This is a genomic window from Streptomyces sp. NBC_00461, assembly GCF_036013935.1.
Taxonomy (GTDB): Bacteria; Actinomycetota; Actinomycetes; order Streptomycetales; family Streptomycetaceae; genus Streptomyces.
In genome coordinates this window covers 601,432-619,710 of record NZ_CP107902.1, presented here as the reverse complement: position 1 = coordinate 619,710, position 18,279 = coordinate 601,432, and the positions used below count along the sequence as shown (strand labels likewise).

Below are 18,279 nucleotides of genomic sequence, written 5' to 3'. Positions count from 1 at the left end.
CTCACCCGGAGCGATTCGCGCGTCGCTCCTTAGTCTGATCAGTCAGTGTCCATCTGTTCACTGAATGGTGGGTCCCATGACGAAGCCTGAGCACGAGCCCGGAAGGGTTCGCCGTGTCGCACGCAAGACTGGGAAGGTGGCGTTGGCGGCCGCGTTGGGAACGCTCGTCCGCTGGGCCGTCACCTGGCTCCTCGGGCGCCTCGGCTGAGTCGGCGCGCGGGAGGTGGTCGGTCAAGTGCCTTGTCCCTGCGGCGCTTTGACGGCATGTCGACTCAGAGGACGCGGGCCACTCCCGCGTAGATGCCACTCGCCTCCGGCTCCGTCGTCCGGCCGGGTGCGTTCCACTCCGTGGCCGTCACCAGGCCGGGCGGGACGAGGTCCAGGCCGTCGAAGAAACGCTCAACTCCCGGACGGGTACGGAAACCGAGCTCGATGCCACCCTTCGCGTACTCGGCGGTGACCTGTTCGGCGAGTTCCGGAAACAGGTCGGACGATGCGTGCGACAGCACCAGACAGCTGCCCTGCGGCAGGGTGCTCACGAGGTCGCGGACGATGTCGTGGGCCCCCTGCTCGTCGGTGATGAAGTGCATCAGCGCGATGAGCGACAGCGCGATGGGACGATTGAAGTCCAGTATGCGCCGGGCATGTTGGACGATTTCGTCAGGCTGCCGAACGTCGGCCTCGATGTAGTCGGTGACTCCCCCGGGGCAGCTGACCAACAGCGCTTCGGCGTGGCGCAGCATGATCGGGTCATGGTCGGCGTAGACGACCTTCGCCGTCGGCACGACGCCCTGGACGATCTGGTGGAGATTGGGCTCGGTGGGAATCCCTGCACCGATGTCCAGGAACTGGTCGATGCCCTGCGCGGCGAGCCAGGCGGCGGCCCGGTGCATGAACTGCCGGTTCTGCCGGGCCGCGTCCCTCGCCTCGGGCGGCAGTTGCTCGCCCACCGCTTGGTCGATCGGGTAGTTGTCCTTGCCGCCGAGCAGCCAGTCGTAGACCCGGGCAGTGTGCGCCTTGCTGGTGTCGATCCGAAGGGACGGCTGTGGGCCGGTCGTCATGGCAACTCCATCGTGCCGGGGATCAGGGCAGGCCGAGTGCGCGGTCATCGTACGCGCGTGTCATATGGCCTGTCGGATACGGGAGTTGGGGCCGGACCCGCAGCACTGCACCCGCACCGCGCTGCACCGTGTCGCTGTCGCTGTCGCTGTCGCTGTCGCAAGCGCAGGGGGCGGGGGTCAGGGGTCAGGGGTCAGGGACGTTGGCGGGACAGCAGGCGGTTGGGCCCGCGCTCGCCCGTCTGTGTCGAGTGAGGTGCCCTGGCCCGTCGTACGAGGTCGGCGGCGGCCTTGTCCCACTCGGGATGGGCGAAGGTGAACCCGGCCGCACACAGCCGACCCGGAACCACGCGCCGGCTCTTCAGCAACAGTTCGGTGTCCGAGCGCATCGCCCACGCCCCCAGCTGCGCCATCCAGCGCGTTGCCGGCAGTCCCACCGGGACGCCTCGTGCCGTGCGCAGCGCCCGCATGAACTGCCGGTGCGGGAGGGGGTCGGGCGAGGCGAGGTTCACCGGCCCTTCGATGTCGTCCCGGGCGATCAGGAACTCCACCGCCCGCACGAAGTCCTCGTCATGGATCCAGGAGACGTACTGCGCGCCGCCGCCGACCGGCCCGCCCAGCCCCAGCCGTGCCAGGCGCAGCAGGACATCGAAGACTCCGCCTCGGTCCGGGCTCATGACCATCGCCGAGCGCAGTGCCACCTTGCGGGTCCCCGGCGTGGGCGCCTGGGCCTGCGCCCGTTCCCAGTTCTTGGCGATCTCGACGCTGTACGCCCAGTAGTCCGGCACCCCTGCCTCCGAGCCGCCGATCACCCCCGTGGCCTCGTCGTTGGCCGCATCGAAGCGATGGGCGTAGATCGTCGCGGTGCTCATCTGCAGCCAGACCCGCGGGGGTCGCACGGCGGCGGCGATCGCCTCGCCGACGACCCGCGCCGAGTTCACCCGGGAATCCATCATGTCCCGCAGGTTCTCGTCGGTGTAGCGACAGGAGACGCTGCGCCCCGCCAGGTTGATCACGACTTCGCAGCCGTCGATCGCCTCGGCCCAGGGGCCGATCGTCTCCCCGTCCCAGGCGATCTCACGCTCCCGCTTCGGGCTCCTGGTCAGCACCACCACCTCGTGACCGGCCGCCGTCAGCGCGCGGTCGAGGACCGCGCCCACCTGTCCGGTTCCCCCGGGCAGCACTACCTTCATTCAGCCCCCTCAGCTCTGGTGGACTCAGCCTAACCAGATATTTGAACGTGTTCAAATGCGGACTCGGCCCACCGTTCGAGACGGGTCGGCGCACTCCTACCGGCGATTGCGCCGGCGCATGGGTAGTGTCCGCCCCGATGCGGCGGGGCCCGTGCCACCGCAGTCCGCGAGGAGGAGGATCACGATGGCCGATCGCCAGGCCGAGACCCCGTCGGGAGAGGGGCCGGCGACGCGGTTCCCGGAGGCCCGACCGGCGAGCGCGCGCCAGGCGGTGCGGCTCGCGCTCGTGATCGGTGCGCTCGGCGTGGTCTTCGGCGACATCGGGACCAGCCCGATCTACACCCTCCAGACCGTGTTCAATCCGAGCGACCCGCACCCGGTCCCGGTCAGTACGCAGAACGTGTACGGCGTGGTGTCGCTGGTCTTCTGGTCGGTCATGATCATCGTGACGATCACCTATGTGCTGCTGGCTATGCGAGCCGACAACGACGGCGAGGGCGGCATCATGGCGCTCATCACGCTGCTGCGCCGGTGGAGTTCACAGCGGGGCGGGCGGGCCGCCGTCGTACTGGCCGCGCTGGGCATCTTCGGCGCGTCGCTGTTCTTCGGCGACAGCATGATCACCCCCGCGATCTCGGTGCTGTCCGCGGTCGAGGGTGTCAAGGTCGTCGAGCCGTCGCTGGGCGACGCGGTCGTACCCATCACCGCGGTGATCATCGTGATCCTGTTCCTGGTGCAGCGCCGCGGAACGGCGGCGGTGGGCCGGGTGTTCGGGCCGATCATGATCGCCTGGTTCCTGACCATCGGCGCGTGCGGCGTCGCCGGCATCGCCGACCACCCGGGCATTCTGCGGGCACTGTCACCGACGTACGCGCTGAGCTTCCTGTTCGGCCACTTCGGTATCGCCTTCTTCGCCCTGGCCGCCGTGGTGCTCGCGGTCACCGGCGCCGAGGCCCTCTACGCCGACATGGGCCACTTCGGTCGCCCGGCGATCACCCGCGCCTGGCTGTTCCTCGTCTTCCCCGCCTGCATCCTCAGCTACCTCGGCCAGGGCGCGCTGATCCTCGACGATGCGGACAACATCAGCAGCCCGTTCTTCCTGCTCGTGCCCGACTGGGGACGGTGGCCGTTGGTCCTGCTGGCCACGGCGGCCACGGTGATCGCCTCCCAGGCGGTGATCACCGGCGCGTACTCGGTCACCTCCCAGGCCGCCCAGCTGGGCTATCTGCCGAGGCTCCGCATCGCGCACACCTCCGAGTCCACCATCGGTCAGATCTACGTCCCCTGGATCAACTGGCTGTTGATGGTCTCGGTGCTCACCCTGGTGTTCGCCTTCCGCAGCTCCACGGCGCTGGCCTTCGCGTTCGGCATGGCCGTCACCGGCACCATCACCATCACCACCCTGCTGTTCTTCTACGTCGCCCGCGCGAAATGGGGCACGCCCAGGTGGCTGATCGCCATCGGCGCGATCGTGCTGCTCTCCGTGGACCTGCTGTTCGTGGCGGCCAACCTGACCAAGCTCGTCCACGGCGCATGGCTGCCCCTGCTGATCGGCCTCACCGTGTTCACCGTCATGACGACCTGGCAACGCGGACGCGAGGCCGTCACCGCGGAACGCGCTCGCCACGAAGGTCCCCTGCGTGCTTTCGTCGATGACCTCCGCAGCGGAGAGCTGTCGGCGGTCCAGGTCCCCGGCACGGCCGTCTTCCTCAACCGGGGGAACGAGACGGCTCCCTTGGCCATGCGGGCCAACGTGGAACACAATCATGTGCGGCACGAGCAGGTCGTGATCCTTTCCATCGAGACCGAGCCCGTGCCCCGCGTCCCGGCCGACCGACGGATCGTCATCGACGATCTCGGCTACGCCGACGACGGGATCGTCCACGTCACCGCTCGGATCGGCTACATGGAGACGCCGGATGTGCCCGGCACGCTGGCGATGCTCAACCCCGGCCAGACCGAAGGACAGTTGCAGCTCGACCACGCGTCCTACTTCCTGTCGAAGATCGAGCTCCTGCGCGGCAGCGCCCCGACCATGGCCCCTTGGCGCAAACGCCTGTTCATCGCCACCTCCTACATCACGGCCGACGCCGCCGAGCACTTCGGCCTGCCCCGCGAACGCACCGTCATCATGGGCTCGCACATCGAGCTGTAGACGCACCGGCAACCGACCGGAGAGCTGTGATCGGTCTGCGGTGCGACGCCATCGATGCGATATGCGCATAGAACATGTGATGTACGTGGTAGATTCTGCGTCATGGGCATGAGCCTGGAAGAACGTGTGCGGTCCGCGGTGGCGGCGCTCCTGCATGCGGCCGGTGAGTCGCAGACCGAGCTCGCCATCGCCCTGGGCGTGAGCCAGGCTCAGGTGAGCCGCCGTCAGTCCGGCACCGCGGCCTGGAGTCTGACCGACTGCGAGGCGGTCGCCGTGCACTACGGCATCGACGTCCTTGAGCTCCTCGCGGGACCCACCCGGGCCACTGAGGCGCTGCCCGTCGAGCGGCGCCGCGTCTTGGGCCGTCAGACCACCGCCGTACGCCCTGCGGCCGTCGACGGGGGAGTGTGATGACGGACTTCAACGCGATCGACGCGCTGCTCGCGGGGGCGAAGAAGGAGGTCCCGCTACCGCCCGCGGAGGAGCGGCGCGCCCTGCGCGAGGAGCTGAACCTCTCGCGCACCCAGCTCGCGCAGGCACTGGGCGTCAGTCCGTCCACGGTCGGCGGCTGGGAGTCCGGACGTGACCCGAGCGGGGAAGTACGTGAGAAGTACGCGTACTTCCTCGAAGGAGCACGGACCAAACTGGCCGCCGAGGCCGAGGCCGAGGCCGAGGCCGAAACCGAAAGCGAAACCGCGACCGAAACCGAGGACGTCGCGTCGGCGGAGGAACCTGAGAGCGACGCTCCTGGGGACGCCGACCAGGACGACGACGTCGAGGTGCTCGCCGCACCCCGGCCGTGTGTGCTGTGCGGTCAGCCCGCCCGCCACCAGGTCACGGGATTCCCGCAGCACCTGGACCCCGCGGAGTGCGGCACGGCCGAGCCCCCGCAGCCGGAGAAACCCGCACCGCACCAGGCCGCCACCCGGACGGCCCCCGCGGGCAGGCCGCAACAGCCGACCCGCGGAGTGAAGGTGGTGCCCGTCGGCCGTCGTATGCAGACCGCCGACACCCCGGACCTGATCGCCCGAGCCGTCACAGCCGCCCTCGCCGAGCACTCCGGCGACGTCGCGGCAGCGACCACGGCACTGGTGAAGAGGGCGATCCCGGACGCGATGGCGCTGCTCGACGAGAGCCGCAAGGGCGGCCGTTACGACGTCGTCGCCCACCCATGGCTCCCCGACGTCCTGCGCAAGCAGACGGCCCGCGGCCCCGACCAGGTCTGGGAGGCCCGCCCCAAGTGGTCGCGCCCCGAACTCCCGCACGGAGAGCACGAGGTGACCGCGCTCGACATCAACGGCGCTTACCTGTCCGCTCTCAAGACGCACCTGCCGCTCGGTCAGCTGGAGCACTCCACCGGCGACCACCACGACCGCCGCCGCGCAGGCATCCATCTGATCACCCCGCCTGTCTGGGACCACGACACCTGCCTGCCGAACCCGATCGGCAGCCGGGACGAACCGGGACCGCTGTGGGTGACCGAGCCGACCCTGCGCCTCCTGCTGCGTCTGTCGGGTCCGAAGTACGGGCTGTGCGAACCGCCGGAGATCCACGAGTCGTGGACGTCGGGAGCCACGGAGGGGCTGCTGGAGAAGTTCCGCGTGGCGCTCAAGGACGCCCGGGACCGGGCGATCGCCGAGGACGACGAGGTGACGCTGGAGTACGTCAAGGCGATGTATTCGAAGTTCGTCTCCACGATGGGGGAGTCGAACTACAACCGGGAGCTGTATCGCACCGACTGGATGCACCTGATCCGTTCCCAGGCCTTCGTGAACCTCTGGTGGAAGGCGCACCGGGCCTACGACGAGGGCCTGGTGGTCGTCCGTGCCATGGGCACCGACGAACTGCACGTCATCGGCGACTGGCGCGCGGTGTTCCCTGAAGGGCGCGCCGTCACCGAGGTGAAGGTCAAGGACACCTACACCGTCGGCGCATCCACCACTGCCGAATAGGGCGTCCCGGGCCCGCCACGACCCCGGGGCGCGTCTCAGGCCACGCGGATGCCCACGATGCAGGTGTCGTCGTCCGTGTCCGACCTGCTGTGTGTGAGCATGCGGTCCAACTGCTGGTCCAGGGTGGGAGAAAGCATGCGTGCGGCCGTCAGCAGCTGGGCGAGGGACTCCTCGACCGACCGGTCACGACGTTCGATCAGACCGTCGGTGTACATGAGTAACGTGTCGTCGACGGCCAGCTGGACCTCGTGCTCCTCATAGGTCGCCTCGGGTACGGCACCCAGCAGGAGTCCCTTGATCAGGGGCAGTGGCGCCGCCTCGGTGCCACGCACCAGAACGGGCGGCAGATGGCCGGCCCGGGCCCATCGCAGGGTGCGGAGGTCGGGGTCGTACAGGCCGCAGACCGCCGTGGCGGTGACGGAGCCCGTCAGATGGTGGGCCACCATGTTGAGCCAGGACAGCAACTGTCCCGGCCCGGCGCCCGTCACGGCGAGCCCCCGCAGCGCGTTGCGCAGAACGACCATGCTGGTGGCCGCCTCGATGCCGTGCCCGGCGACGTCACCCACGCACAGCAGGACCAGCCTGGACGGCAGGACGACCGCGTCGTACCAGTCGCCGCCGACCAGATGCTGGGTCTCCGCGGGGCGGTAGCGTACGGCCACACGCAGTCCGGGAGCCTCCAGCGGCGCCTGCGCGGGAGGCATGATCGCGTGCTGCAACTGGAGGGTGAGCCGGTTGCGTTCACTGGCCTGCTGCTCGCTGTGGGCGAGCTGATCGCGGGTGGCGGCGAGCGCGACCTCGGTCCAGTGGTGGGCCGAGATGTCCTGATACGCCCCGCGTACGACGAACAGCTGGCCGTCGGAGTCGAGCACCGGCTCGGCCACGACGCGGATGTGGCGTGTCACCCCGTCGGGACGCTGGAGGCGGAACGAGGTGGACGCCGGCCGGCGATGGTGCAGCAGCGTCCGCAGGAACCGGCCGATGGTGACGGCGTCGTCGGGATGGGCGTGGGCGGCCAGGTCCTCCAGCGGCACGGGGACGCTGGAGACGGGCCTGCCGTAGAGGTGGTAGAGCTGAGCGTTCCAGGAGATCTCGCCGGTGAGGAGGTTCTCCTCGAAACCGCCGATACGGCCCAGGCGTTGGGCATGCTGGAGCAGGCTCGCCAGGCGGGCCGTCTCGTCCTCGATGCGCCAGATCAGCAGGACGCTGCCGCCGTGCCGGCTGATGCTGATGTCGGCGACCGCCGCCATGGGCACGTCCTCCAGGGCGGTGAGTCTCATCCGGCGGGTGCGGTAGGGCTCGCCGGTGGCGTAGACGCGCTCCACGTGTCCGAAGAGCTCGCTCTGGCCGGCGGCCATGGGGTACGTCTCCAGCAGCAGGGCGCCGTTGATGACGCCGCGCGGCCGGCCGGCGGGGTCCAGGAAGCGGCTGTTGACGTGACGGATGCGGAAGTCGACGAGGTTGGCGTCGGCGTCCAGGTGCGGCACGAGCACCAGGGCCGGGTCGTGGAGCCCGTCGGACAGGTCCATCAGTTCGGCCACGTCCTGCGGAACTCCGAAACTCGCCTCTCCGTCGGGGTGTTGGGGGACGTAGGTCTCCAGGGTGTGTGCGCACAGCTCGGCCAGGGCCTCGATCTGGCGGACGATCTGCGGGGCGGGAGTGTCCAGCGGGGTGGCCCACGAGATCTCCAGCACCCCGTGGATCCTTCCGACGGCACCGGCCGGTACGGCGACCCGGCCGCCGTCGGGATGGTGGTGCTGGCCGATCGAGGGCAGTCCGGTCTCGGACAGGCTGCGAATCCACCGGCCCGCGCGATCGGCGAGCCCGCGCCGCGCGACCGTTGTCACGCCCGGGGGCACGTGCCGCCATCGTCCGGCCTCGGCGGGAGAGAACCCCGCGCTGCCCGCCAGGGTGAGGGAGCCGTCGGTGCCCAGAGACCAGATGGCCACCGCCTCCGCACCCAGCGGGGTCAGGGCGTGTTCCAGCAGGGCATCGGCGACGGCCTGGGTGTCGTGGGCGGCCAGTGCACCGCTCTCGGCCGCCCGCAGCCGTACGGCGGAGGATGGGCCTCCCAGTGAGGCGGCGGCCTCGGTCCTGGCCGCGGTGGCGGCGAGGAAGGCAGTGGCCACCTCGGACAGTTGGTCGCGCGAGGCCTGGTTGATGACCTCGACCGCGAATTCGAGCGCCGTCATCCCCGCCTGCTCGGTGAGCTCGGCGAGCTGCCGCGCGGCCTGAGTCGGTCCGCAGCCCAGCCGTTCGACCAGGATGCCCTTGGCCAGTTCGATCAGTGCACGCCCGTCCGCCTCGGCCTGGGCCGCCCGCACCTCCTGGCGCAGGCGCTCCACGGTCGCTGCGAGCCTGCCGACCGGGGACGTCCGTCCGGGGCCGGCGTCGCCGCCGCTGCCGGACTCGGGCGGGCCCGCGCAGTCCCGCGGCGTGGGCTGGTCGCCCTCGGGCTTCTGGGCACGGTGCGGCTCGGGCGGTTGACGCAGATCACTCACGGCTGGCCTGTTCCTCGGCTGGGACGTCCGGGGACGTCACACGGTCGGCTGGTGCGCACTGCTGTGACGCCTGGTCACGCGGGCAGCCAGCGTCGGACGCGGGCGATGAGGTCATTGGTGTCTACGGGCTTGGTGACGTAGTCGTTGGCACCCGACGCGAGGCTCTTCTCCTGGTCGCCCGGCATGGCCTTGGCGGTGACGGCGATGATGGGCAGATCCGCGTACTGCGGCATCGTGCGGATCTCCGCGGTGGCGGCGTAGCCGTCCATCTCCGGCATCATCACGTCCATCAGCACCAGGCAGACCTCGGGGTGCGCAAGGAGCATCTCGATGCCCTTGCGGCCGTTGTCCGCGTGCAGGACCTGGAAACCATGGAGTTCCAGCACCCCGCTGAGAGCGAACAGGTTGCGTGCGTCGTCGTCGACCACCAGGACGCTGCGGCCGAGGAACGAGTCGTCCAGGACCTGTGCGGCAGGGTGCTGAGGCTCCTCGGCGCGCACCAGCGACAGTACGTCGCCCGGCAGTTCGGCGGACAGGTGCAGGGTGATGCGCTCACGCAGTTCGTCCAGGCTGGACAGGAAGTCCAGCGGCCGGTCGCCCGCCCGGGCGCGCAGCGTCTGTTCCTGGGCCAGGTCCACGCGATGACCGGTGTGGACGAGTACGGGCACGCTGGCGAGCGCGGAGTCGCCGTGCATGGCGGCGAGGAAGCCCGCGCCCTCGTCGTCGGGCCCGCCGAGTTCGAGGACGACGCAGTGGCACGGTTCGGCGGCCAGTGTGCTCGCCGCCTCCTGAGCCCCGACGGCCGTGATGATGTCGATCGCCCCGCGCGGATCGTCGGGGTCGTGCGCGATGTCGGCTACGGCCCGTTCGGCGACCAGGGTGAGCAGACCGCGAGGCCGCTCCTCGATGACCAGCAGGCGGCGTCTGCGCTGTTCGGGGGCTGCCATGAGGTCGGAGACGGCAGGAAGCGCCGGCGCCACCTCGGATTCGCCGGTGGCGTGGGCCTGGGCCGGCGGCCGGCCGCCGTGGTCCAGCAGCTCCTCGAAGTCGGCGCGTGCGACGGGCAGATGGAGCGTGAACGTGCTGCCCTGGCCCGGTGTGCTGTCGACCGTGACGGCGCCGCCGAGCAGATGGGCGATCTCCCGCGTGATGGACAGCCCGAGGCCGGTGCCGCCGTACTTGCGGCTGGTCGTGCCGTCGGCCTGCTGGAACGCCCCGAAAATCGTCTCCAGTTGCTGCTGGGGAATGCCGATGCCGGAGTCCTTGACCCGGAAGGCCACGATCGGGCCACCGCGGTGAACCCCCGGGGGCACCTCCCGGTCGGCGGCCGGTTCGATGCGCAGCTCCACGCGACCCTGCTCGGTGAACTTCACCGCGTTGGACAGCAGGTTGCGCAGGATCTGACGCAGCCGGGAGTCGTCGGTGAGCAGGTCCGCGGGCGTGCCCGGGGCCGTGTCCACCGTGAAGTCGAGGCTCTTCTGCGTCGTCATCGGCCGGAACGTCGCCTCGACGTACTCCAGGAGCTTGCGCAGCGGGACCCGCTCGGGAGCGACGTCCATCTTTCCGGCCTCGACCTTGGACAGGTCCAGGATGTCGTTGATCAGCTGCAGCAGGTCCGAGCCCGCCGAATGGATGATGCCCGCGTACTCGACCTGCTTCGGGGTGAGGTTGCGCGAGGGGTTCTGTGCCAGCAACTGGGCCAGGATCAGAAGGCTGTTGAGCGGAGTGCGCAGTTCGTGGCTCATGTTGGCCAGGAACTCCGACTTGTACTTGGAGGCCAGCGCCAACTGCTGTGCACGGGTTTCGAGTTCCTGCCGAGCGTGCTCGATCTGCAGGTTCTTGGCCTCGATGTCGCGGTTCTGCGAGGCCAGCAGGGAGGCCTTCTCTTCGAGTTCGGCGTTGGAGCGCTGCAGTTCGTCCTGCTGGACCTGCAACTCCTCCGACCTGGCCTGCAGTTCGGCGGTCAGGCGCTGGGACTCGTCCAACAGTTCGTCGGTGCGGACGTTGGCCACGATGGTGTTGAGGTTGACGCCGATGGCCGGCATCACCTGTGTCAGGAAGTCCTGGTGGATCTGCGTGAAGGGGCTGAGCGAGGCCAGCTCGATGACGCCGAGGACCTGCTCCTCGACCACGATGGGCAGCACCACCAGGGCACTGGGCACCGCCTGCCCGAGACCCGAGGAGATGGCCACGTAGCCCGCAGGAAGTTCCTCCACGGAGATGGGACGGCGGTTGCGCGCGGCCTGGCCGACCAGTGAGCGGCCGAAGGGGATGCGGGTGGGCCGGTCGGCGTCGTCGGGGCAGCCGTACGAGCCCACCAGTCGCAGTCCGGGACCGCGCTCGGTGTCCTCCGCCAGGTAGAAGGCGCCGTACTGCGCCGAGATCAGAGGGGTGAGCTCGTCCATGACCAGTTCGGCGACCACGGGCAGGTCGCGGTGACCCTGCATCAGGCTGGAGATCCGGGCGAGGTTGGTCTTGAGCCAGTCCTGCTCCTGGTTGGCCCGTGTCGTCTCGCGCAGCGACCCCACCATGGAGTTGATGTTGTCCTTGAGGTCGGCGACCTCGCCGGAGGCCTCCACGGTGATCGAGCGGGTCAGATCGCCCTCGGCGACGGCGCTGGTGACCTCGGCGATCGCGCGGACCTGGCGGGTGAGGTTGCCGGCCAGTTCGTTGACGTTCTCCGTCAGTCGCTTCCAGGTGCCCTCGACGCCCTCCACCTCGGCCTGGCCGCCGAGGCGCCCCTCGCTGCCGACCTCGCGGGCCACGCGGGTGACCTCGGCGGCGAACGACGACAACTGGTCGACCATCGTGTTGATGGTGGTCTTGAGTTCCAGGATCTCGCCCCGGGCGTCGACATCGATCTTCTTCGACAGATCGCCGCCCGCCACCGCGGTCGTCACCAGGGCGATGTTGCGTACCTGCCCGGTGAGGTTGTTGGCCATGGAGTTGACATTGTCCGTCAGGTCCTTCCATGTGCCGGCCACGTTCGGCACGTGCGCCTGGCCGCCGAGGCGGCCTTCGGTGCCGACCTCGCGGGCGACGCGGGTGACCTCGTCGGCGAACGCGGAGAGCGTGTCGACCATGGTGTTGATGACGTCCGTCAGGGCGGCGACCTCGCCCTTGGCCTCGACCGTGATCTTCTGGGAGAGGTCGCCGCGCGCCACCGCCGTGGCGACCTGGGCGATCGAGCGGACCTGCCCGGTCAGGTTCGACGCCATCACGTTGACGTTGTCCGTCAGGTCCTTCCAGGTCCCGGACACGCCCCGGACGATCGCCTGGCCGCCGAGATTGCCCTCCGTGCCGACTTCGCGGGCGACGCGGGTGACCTCGTCGGCGAACGCGGAGAGTTGGTCGACCATTGTGTTGATGGTGTTCTTGAGTTCCAGGATCTCGCCGCGGGCATCGACGGTGATCTTCTGGGAGAGGTCTCCCTGTGCCACCGCCGTGGCGACCTGGGCGACGTTGCGGACCTGCGAGGTGAGGTTGCCGCCCATGAAGTTCACGGAGTCCGTGAGGTCGCGCCAGGTGCCCTTGACCCCCTTCACGTCCGCCTGCCCGCCCAGGCGTCCTTCGGTGCCGACTTCGCGGGCGACGCGGGTGACTTCGTCGGCGAACGCGGAGAGTTGGTCGACCATCGTGTTGATGGTGTTCTTGAGTTCCAGGATCTCGCCGCGGGCATCGACGGTGATCTTCTGGGAGAGGTCTCCCTGTGCCACCGCCGTCGTCACCTGGGCGATGTTGCGGACCTGGGAGGTGAGATTGCCCGCCATGAAGTTGACCGAATCGGTCAGGTCGCGCCAGACACCGCCGACACCGGGCACCTGCGCCTGGCCGCCCAGCCGCCCCTCGCTGCCGACTTCGCGGGCGACGCGGGTGACCTCGTCGGCGAACGCGGAGAGCTGGTCGACCATCGTGTTGACGGTCTCCTTGAGCTGCAGGATCTCCCCGCGTGCGGGCACGTCGATCTTCTGGGACAGGTCACCCCTGGCGACCGCTGTCGCGACCTGGGCGATGTCGCGGACCTGCGTGGTGAGATTGCCCGCCATGGCGTTGACCGAATCGGTCAGATCCGCCCACGTACCGGAGACTCCCGGCACCTCTGCCTGACCGCCCAGCGTTCCCTCGGTGCCCACTTCGCGGGCCACCCGGGTCACTTCCGACGTGAACACGGACAACTGGTCGACCATGCCGTTGAAGACGGTGGCGATGTCACCCAGCAGACCCTGGCCGTCGGAGGGCAGCCGAGTGCCGAAATCGCCGTCCCGTACGGCGGTCAGACCGGTCAGCAGCTGCCGCAGCTCCTGCTCGCCCGGAGCCTGCTCCCGGGCGTCCATCGACTTGGTGGTCATGCGCACCCTCGTTCCGCTCCCCAAGAGTCCCCACCCCGAGGACCCGGAACCGCGACGGGGCCGGGAAGGCCCCGCTCAATAGCGGCATTTCCGCTGTTCACGGATCTGCCCGATGAGAAATCGGTGGAAGATTAGCTCAGTTGCCGCGCGGCAACAAAAGTCTGGCGTGAGCATCACAGCTCGCCGAAAAAGGCCCTGCGAAGGCGGAATGACGGTGCTGAACCGGGGTACCCAAAGGGTTTTCGCACAGGCCGACGGCGAGCCCGCTGGGCGGGCCGCGATGGGCAGGCCGTAAGGGGATCGGGACCGGCGGCGGGCACGCCGGTGCCGCCGGACCGCCCGCCCGGGCGCCCGGCCGTCATGGCGCCAGGGCGTCCCGGACGGTCGGACAACACGTGACGATCGTGTCGAGCCCCACGAGCTGAATGGTGCGCAGCACGGCACCCCGCGCGCCCGCGAGCCGCAGCCACCCCCGTGCGGCCTGCGTGGCCTGATGAGCGGCGATCAGGGTGTTGATGCCGCTGGAGTCCATGAAGGTGACCCGGCTCAGATCGACGATGACCCGGTGTCCGGCGGTGGCGTCCGCCGGAGGCATGGCCCGGGTCAGGGCGCCCGCGCTCTGATGGTCGACTTCTCCGTCGAGGCTGAGCACGGTGATGCCCTCGGCGTCGGTGCGGACGACGGTCAGCCGGCCGTGAACCGCTGGTTCCTGTTTGTCTGCCACTCGCATCCTTCGCGCACATCGGTGGGGTCGGCACACGTCTTTGTTGCCAACGCTGCCCCGGGATCGTAGGTGCGATGCACGCGGGTGGCCCATTCATATGCTCGCGGCACAGGAGTACTGCGCGGCGCACGGGGTAGACGCGCGCCCATGAACGGGGTATCGCAGATCTTCACGCGCCCACGAACGGGACATCGTGGATCATGACAGGGAGCCTGTGTGCCCGAGGAGGGTTCCTGGATGCACGATGTCGCACCCGCCGAGGTGACGGTGGCCCTGGACGGAGCCGCAGGCTGTATCGCCGGCGCGAGGGCCCGGGCGACGGAGTTCCTGACACGGGCCCGGTCCGCGTACGGGCTGCCCGTGTCGGCCCGCGCCTTGGACCTGGCCCAGCTGGTGGTCAGTGAGCTGGTCACCAACGCGCTCAAATACGCGCCCGGACCGGTGCTGTTGCACCTGCGCATCACCGGCGGCGCGCTGGAGATCGCGGTGTGGGACACCGAACCGACACTTCCGTCGGCCGAGACCGCCGACGCCGGGCGGGTCGGGCAGCACGGGTTGGAGATCGTGATGGCGGTGGTGCAGGGCTTCGAGGCGCACCGGGAGCCCGTCGGCAAGCGCATCACCGCCCGGCTCCCCCTGTTCGAGGGCCCGCTGGACCGCGCGGGCTGAGCCGGGCCGGACGAGGCGAGCCCGCCCGGGAGGGTCGACGCCCCCCGGCGGGCGGCGTCAGGAGTCGAGAAGCGTGCGGTGCGGTGACTTGTCGCAGGTCTCCCGGTCCGCAGGGCACGCTCCGGGAGCGAGGCCGCCCCCTGGCGGCAGGAGCGCGCAGGACAGCGCCGCCGGGTGGGATCGCGCCGGACGACGGTGGGCGCCGCTCCGTGCGCCTGCGCCACGGCCGCGCCTTACAACCGCTGTACCGGCGAATAGCTTGCGTGCGGCGGCGCTTCGCGGTGGTGGCATCGTCCCCATGTCCCTACGTCTTCATCTGGCCGCCGCTGCATGCCAGTTGGGTCGGGCGGGCCGGCCAGGACCACACCTTGCCGCCGTTGTCGGGCGGTGGCCTGACGTCCTCGGACCGGCGAGGCGTAATTCGGCCGCGTGCGGGCAACGGGGATGTGGGCAGGGAGGCGGCGCAGTGCCTGGGGAGGTCGTGCGCCGCCCCCTGCCTGCGTGGCAGGACAGGGCGGGCCGCTGCATCAGGCCCAACTGGGCTACCGCGGACGCCCGTTGTCGGATTGTCCGGGTATGGCCGGAGCGGTCAGAGGGCCAACCCGCGTGAATATCGAGTTGTCCCTCGAATTCAGTTGATGAACTCGGCCACCAGTGCGGCGAATTCGTCGGGTGTGGCGAGCCGGATGCCGAGGTCGTCTGCCTTGGCCCGTTTGGATCCGGCGCCCTCGCCGGCGACGACCAGGGTGGTCTTCTTGGACACGCTGGACGAGGAGCGGCCGCCGGCCCGCTCGATGAGTTCGTTCATCTGGTTACGGCTGAGCTGCGCCAGCGGTCCCGTCATGGTGCCGGTGACCACGACCGTCATGCCGGCGAGCGGGGCGTCGGCCGGGGCGCTGTCCGAGGCATCGCCGGCGTCGGGCGTGTCGCTGCCGACGGGCGGCGGGGGAGTGGCGCCGGGTTCCGTCATGTTCACCTCGGCTGCCGCGAGTTTGTCGATGAGACCGGCGAGGTCGGCGAGTTCGGCGACGATGGAGGGCGCCTTCTCCGGACCGATGCCCTCGACCTGCTGCAGTGCCTCGGCGTCGGCGGCGCGGATGTGTTCCATGGTGGCGAAGTGCCGGGCGATGCGGCGGGACATGGAGCGGCCCGTGCCACGGACGCCGAGCGCGCACAACACCCGCGACAGCGGCCGCGTCCTGGCCGTCGCGAGGGCGGCCAGCAGGTTGTCGGTACTGGTCTCACCCATCCGCTCCAGCGCGAGGAGCTGGTCGCGGGTGAGAGTGAACAGGTCGGCGAGGTCGCCGACCAGGCCGGCCTCGACGAGCTGGACGACACGAGTGGCGCCCAGGCCTTCGATGTCGAGCTGGTCGCGGCCCGCGGCGTAGGAGAGGGAGGCGACCAGGTGGCAGTTGCGGCCCTGTTCGCACCGCCAGCGCTCCTGGCTGGTGTCGATGCCGGATCCGCAGCGCGGGCACACCTCCGGGAAGGTGATGGCCTGTTCGTCGCCGGTGCGCAGGTGGGCGACGGGGGCCTCGATGCGGGGGATGACGTCGCCGGCGCGATGCACCATGACGTGGTCGCCCAGGCGCAGGTCGCGGCGGGTGATGTCGGCCGGGTTGTGCAGGGTGGCGTAGGTGATGGTGGCGCCGTCGATCTCCACGGGCTCGAGGACGCCCCGGGGGGCGATGATGCCCGTACGGCCCACGTTCCACTCCACCTCCAGCAGGCGGGTGATCTTCTCCACGGCGGGGAGCTTGTAGGCGATCGCCCAGCGTGGTGCCCGCGACCCGGATCCCGCTGCCTGCTGGTCGGCGGCCAGGTCGGCCTTGATGACGATGCCGTCGATGCCGAACGGCAGCTCGGCGCGCAGGGCGGCGATCTCGCGCACCCGGGCCACAACCTCCTCCCCGGTGGTGACGACGACGCCGGGCACCGCGGTGGCGGCGGTGGTGTTCACCCCCAGCCGTACGGCCAGGGCCATCAGGTCGCTGTGTGCGAGTTCCCCGAGCCGTCCGGCGAGTGCGGGGTCGGTATCGGCCAGCGGCAGTAGTCCGTAGCCGAAGAACGTCATCGGTACCGTGTACGCGCGTTCCTTGGCGCGCAGGGTGCCGGCGGACGCGCCGCGCGGGTTGGCGAACGGCGGCCCACCATGCTCGGTCCGCACCTCGTTGGCATGCTCGAACTGGGCTGTCGTCATGAGGACTTCACCGCGCACCTCCACGGTGACCGGCTCGGCCAGCGTCCTCGGCAGGCCCTCCAGGGTGCCGATCGCGTGCGAGACGTCCTCCCCGGCGATGCCGTCGCCACGGGTGATCAGCCGGGTCAGTCGGCCGCGGGTGTAGCGGGCCGCGACGGCGAGTCCGTCGAGCTTGGGCTCGACACTGAAGCGTTCCACCTCGCGGCCGATCCGTCGGGCCAGCGAGGCCGTCCAGGCGGTGAACTCCTCCGGCGAGAACACGTTGTCCAGGCTCAGCATCGCCACCGTGTGCGGCACATCGCCCACCGCCGCGCCGCCGGCGACCTTCCCGGTCGGCGAGCCGGGCAGCACCTGGTCGGGGTGAGCCGACTCCCACTCGGTGATGCCCCGCACCAGCCGGTCGTAGGCGTCGTCGTCCAGAGGGGTGGAGCCGCCCTCGTAGTAGGCGGCCGCGGCCTTGACCGCGTCCTCGACCGCCTGCGCGTAGGCGGCGGCATCCACGATCTGTGCAACGGGTGTCGTCATGCCCGCCATCCTGCCTGCCACCACTGACAACGCCCTCGCAGACGACTCGACAGGCGTCGGAGTCCGCCGTCGGTGAGCCCGGCGCCGGCCCGGCGGGCGGAGAGCGGGCCGGGCTTCCGGCCCGCTCGTCCGCCTCGTGAAGCCGGGCTGCGTCAGTGGCTGCGAGTGAAGACCTTGTCCTCGGTGGAGCCGGTGGAGCAGAGCTTCCTCTCCGTGGCCGTCATCTTGCGGGACTTGACCACGACCGCGCTGTGCTTGCCGTCGGTGCCGTTCGTGGCAGGGCCGGTGATCACGTCCGGTACGAACCAGTAGTAGTGACCCCACTTGGGGTCGTCGTAGTGGGTCTGCCAGGTGCCGGTTATCTGCTGCATGACCTGCGCACGGGAGATCCAGCCGACCTCTCCCGGCTGAACGGTCACGGTGAAGGAACTGGTCTCCGTGTGCGAACTCTGCCAGGTGTAGTTGTACGTCGCTGTCACGCTGGCCGTGACGATGCCTTCGATCCCTCCACCGACGGTGACCGAGCCTCCCACCGACTGGGAGGAGCCCACGGTGTCGGCCCATGACATCGACTGGGAGGCGGACGAGGCGGTGCAGTTGTAGAGCAGTTCGGAGACCTGGCGGGGCTTGCCGAGGTAGGCCTCGCCGATCTTCGGGGAGTTGAAGCTGCACTTGCCTTCACCGGAAGCGCAGTCGGCCATGATCTGCTCCGAGGTCGGCTGCTCGTCGGCCGCAGCGGGCACGGCCGCCGCGATCGTCCCGAGCACGACCGCGGTCAGACCCAGCGCGCGGCCGCCGTGCCGCAGCGCGCGGTTCATCGTCATCGTTGTTGCCTCTCACTGTACGTGGGGGGACGGTCATCACGCTGCGCCCTGTCTGGCGGGGCTGCGGTCACCGCCTGGTGCCCACGAGGCTCACGTAAACGATGGCCCAGCTACACCAAGAACTGGCAA

Annotated in this window: 12 protein-coding genes; 5 read left to right on the top strand and 7 right to left on the bottom strand. The window is 69.8% G+C overall.

The genetic code is table 11. From position 1 onward, the window contains the following. The first annotated feature begins 76 nt into the window (after positions 1-76). Positions 77-208, top strand: coding sequence for a hypothetical protein (locus OG870_RS02955; protein ID WP_266524554.1), 132 nt, complete (start codon positions 77-79; stop codon positions 206-208). A gap of 64 nt (positions 209-272) precedes the next feature. On the opposite strand, the gene OG870_RS02950 is transcribed toward OG870_RS02955, so the two are convergent. Further along, positions 273-1,061 carry an SAM-dependent methyltransferase gene (locus OG870_RS02950; protein WP_266593752.1) on the bottom strand — a complete coding sequence of 263 codons (789 nt, stop codon included), beginning with the start codon at positions 1,059-1,061 and terminating at the stop codon, positions 273-275. 191 nt (positions 1,062-1,252) lie between these two features. Beyond that, a complete protein-coding gene (locus tag OG870_RS02945; RefSeq protein WP_327690589.1) occupies positions 1,253-2,251 on the bottom strand; it encodes a TIGR01777 family oxidoreductase in 999 nt (332 codons plus the stop codon). Positions 2,252-2,435: 184 nt separating this feature from the next. On the opposite strand from OG870_RS02945, the gene OG870_RS02940 reads away from it, so the two are divergent. From OG870_RS02940 to OG870_RS02930, 3 genes are all read left to right on the top strand, one after another. Beyond that, positions 2,436-4,406 (top strand): potassium transporter Kup, encoded by a 1,971-nt coding sequence (locus OG870_RS02940; protein WP_327690588.1) that lies wholly within the window; start codon positions 2,436-2,438, stop codon positions 4,404-4,406. Positions 4,407-4,508: 102 nt separating this feature from the next. Next, a complete protein-coding gene (locus tag OG870_RS02935) occupies positions 4,509-4,817 on the top strand; it encodes a helix-turn-helix domain-containing protein (RefSeq protein ID WP_266593758.1) in 309 nt (102 codons plus the stop codon). Next, on the top strand, positions 4,817-6,358 hold the full coding sequence (locus tag OG870_RS02930) for a helix-turn-helix transcriptional regulator (RefSeq protein WP_327690587.1): 1,542 nt from the start codon (positions 4,817-4,819) through the stop codon (positions 6,356-6,358). The genes OG870_RS02935 and OG870_RS02930 overlap by 1 nt, the downstream gene beginning before the upstream one ends. Before the next feature lie 35 nt (positions 6,359-6,393). On the opposite strand, the gene OG870_RS02925 is transcribed toward OG870_RS02930, so the two are convergent. The 3 genes from OG870_RS02925 to OG870_RS02915 all read right to left on the bottom strand — a co-directional run bounded on the left by OG870_RS02925 (position 6,394) and on the right by OG870_RS02915 (position 13,938). After that, a complete protein-coding gene (locus OG870_RS02925) occupies positions 6,394-8,859 on the bottom strand; it encodes a SpoIIE family protein phosphatase (protein WP_266593762.1) in 2,466 nt (821 codons plus the stop codon). A 74-nt stretch (positions 8,860-8,933) separates the two neighbouring features. Next, positions 8,934-13,208 (bottom strand): HAMP domain-containing protein, encoded by a 4,275-nt coding sequence (locus tag OG870_RS02920; RefSeq protein WP_327690586.1) that lies wholly within the window; start codon positions 13,206-13,208, stop codon positions 8,934-8,936. Positions 13,209-13,566: 358 nt separating this feature from the next. Next, positions 13,567-13,938, bottom strand: a complete 372-nt coding sequence (locus tag OG870_RS02915) for an STAS domain-containing protein (protein WP_405626407.1) — start codon at positions 13,936-13,938, stop codon at positions 13,567-13,569. 231 nt (positions 13,939-14,169) lie between these two features. Between OG870_RS02915 and OG870_RS02910 the strand changes: the two genes are divergently transcribed. After that, complete coding sequence (locus tag OG870_RS02910) at positions 14,170-14,601, top strand: ATP-binding protein (protein ID WP_266593768.1); 432 nt, start codon at positions 14,170-14,172, stop codon at positions 14,599-14,601. 631 nt (positions 14,602-15,232) lie between these two features. On the opposite strand, the gene ligA is transcribed toward OG870_RS02910, so the two are convergent. Both ligA and OG870_RS02900 read right to left on the bottom strand, forming a co-directional pair. Continuing rightward, positions 15,233-17,326 carry an NAD-dependent DNA ligase LigA gene (gene ligA, locus OG870_RS02905; RefSeq protein ID WP_327690585.1) on the bottom strand — a complete coding sequence of 698 codons (2,094 nt, stop codon included), beginning with the start codon at positions 17,324-17,326 and terminating at the stop codon, positions 15,233-15,235. Between the two features lie 152 nt (positions 17,327-17,478). Then, complete coding sequence (locus OG870_RS02900; protein WP_266593776.1) at positions 17,479-18,150, bottom strand: hypothetical protein; 672 nt, start codon at positions 18,148-18,150, stop codon at positions 17,479-17,481. Between the last annotated feature and the right edge of the window lie 129 nt (positions 18,151-18,279).

Coding starts and splice junctions, on each gene's coding strand:
- OG870_RS02955 (WP_266524554.1), top strand. CDS start 77: ATGACGAAGCCTGAGCACGAGCCCGGAAGGGTTCGCCGTGTCGCACGC.
- OG870_RS02950 (WP_266593752.1), bottom strand. CDS start 1,061: ATGACGACCGGCCCACAGCCGTCCCTTCGGATCGACACCAGCAAGGCG.
- OG870_RS02945 (WP_327690589.1), bottom strand. CDS start 2,251: ATGAAGGTAGTGCTGCCCGGGGGAACCGGACAGGTGGGCGCGGTCCTC.
- OG870_RS02940 (WP_327690588.1), top strand. CDS start 2,436: ATGGCCGATCGCCAGGCCGAGACCCCGTCGGGAGAGGGGCCGGCGACG.
- OG870_RS02935 (WP_266593758.1), top strand. CDS start 4,509: ATGGGCATGAGCCTGGAAGAACGTGTGCGGTCCGCGGTGGCGGCGCTC.
- OG870_RS02930 (WP_327690587.1), top strand. CDS start 4,817: ATGACGGACTTCAACGCGATCGACGCGCTGCTCGCGGGGGCGAAGAAG.
- OG870_RS02920 (WP_327690586.1), bottom strand. CDS start 13,208: ATGACCACCAAGTCGATGGACGCCCGGGAGCAGGCTCCGGGCGAGCAG.
- OG870_RS02915 (WP_405626407.1), bottom strand. CDS start 13,938: ATGCGAGTGGCAGACAAACAGGAACCAGCGGTTCACGGCCGGCTGACC.
- OG870_RS02910 (WP_266593768.1), top strand. CDS start 14,170: ATGCACGATGTCGCACCCGCCGAGGTGACGGTGGCCCTGGACGGAGCC.
- ligA (WP_327690585.1), bottom strand. CDS start 17,326: ATGACGACACCCGTTGCACAGATCGTGGATGCCGCCGCCTACGCGCAG.
- OG870_RS02900 (WP_266593776.1), bottom strand. CDS start 18,150: ATGACGATGAACCGCGCGCTGCGGCACGGCGGCCGCGCGCTGGGTCTG.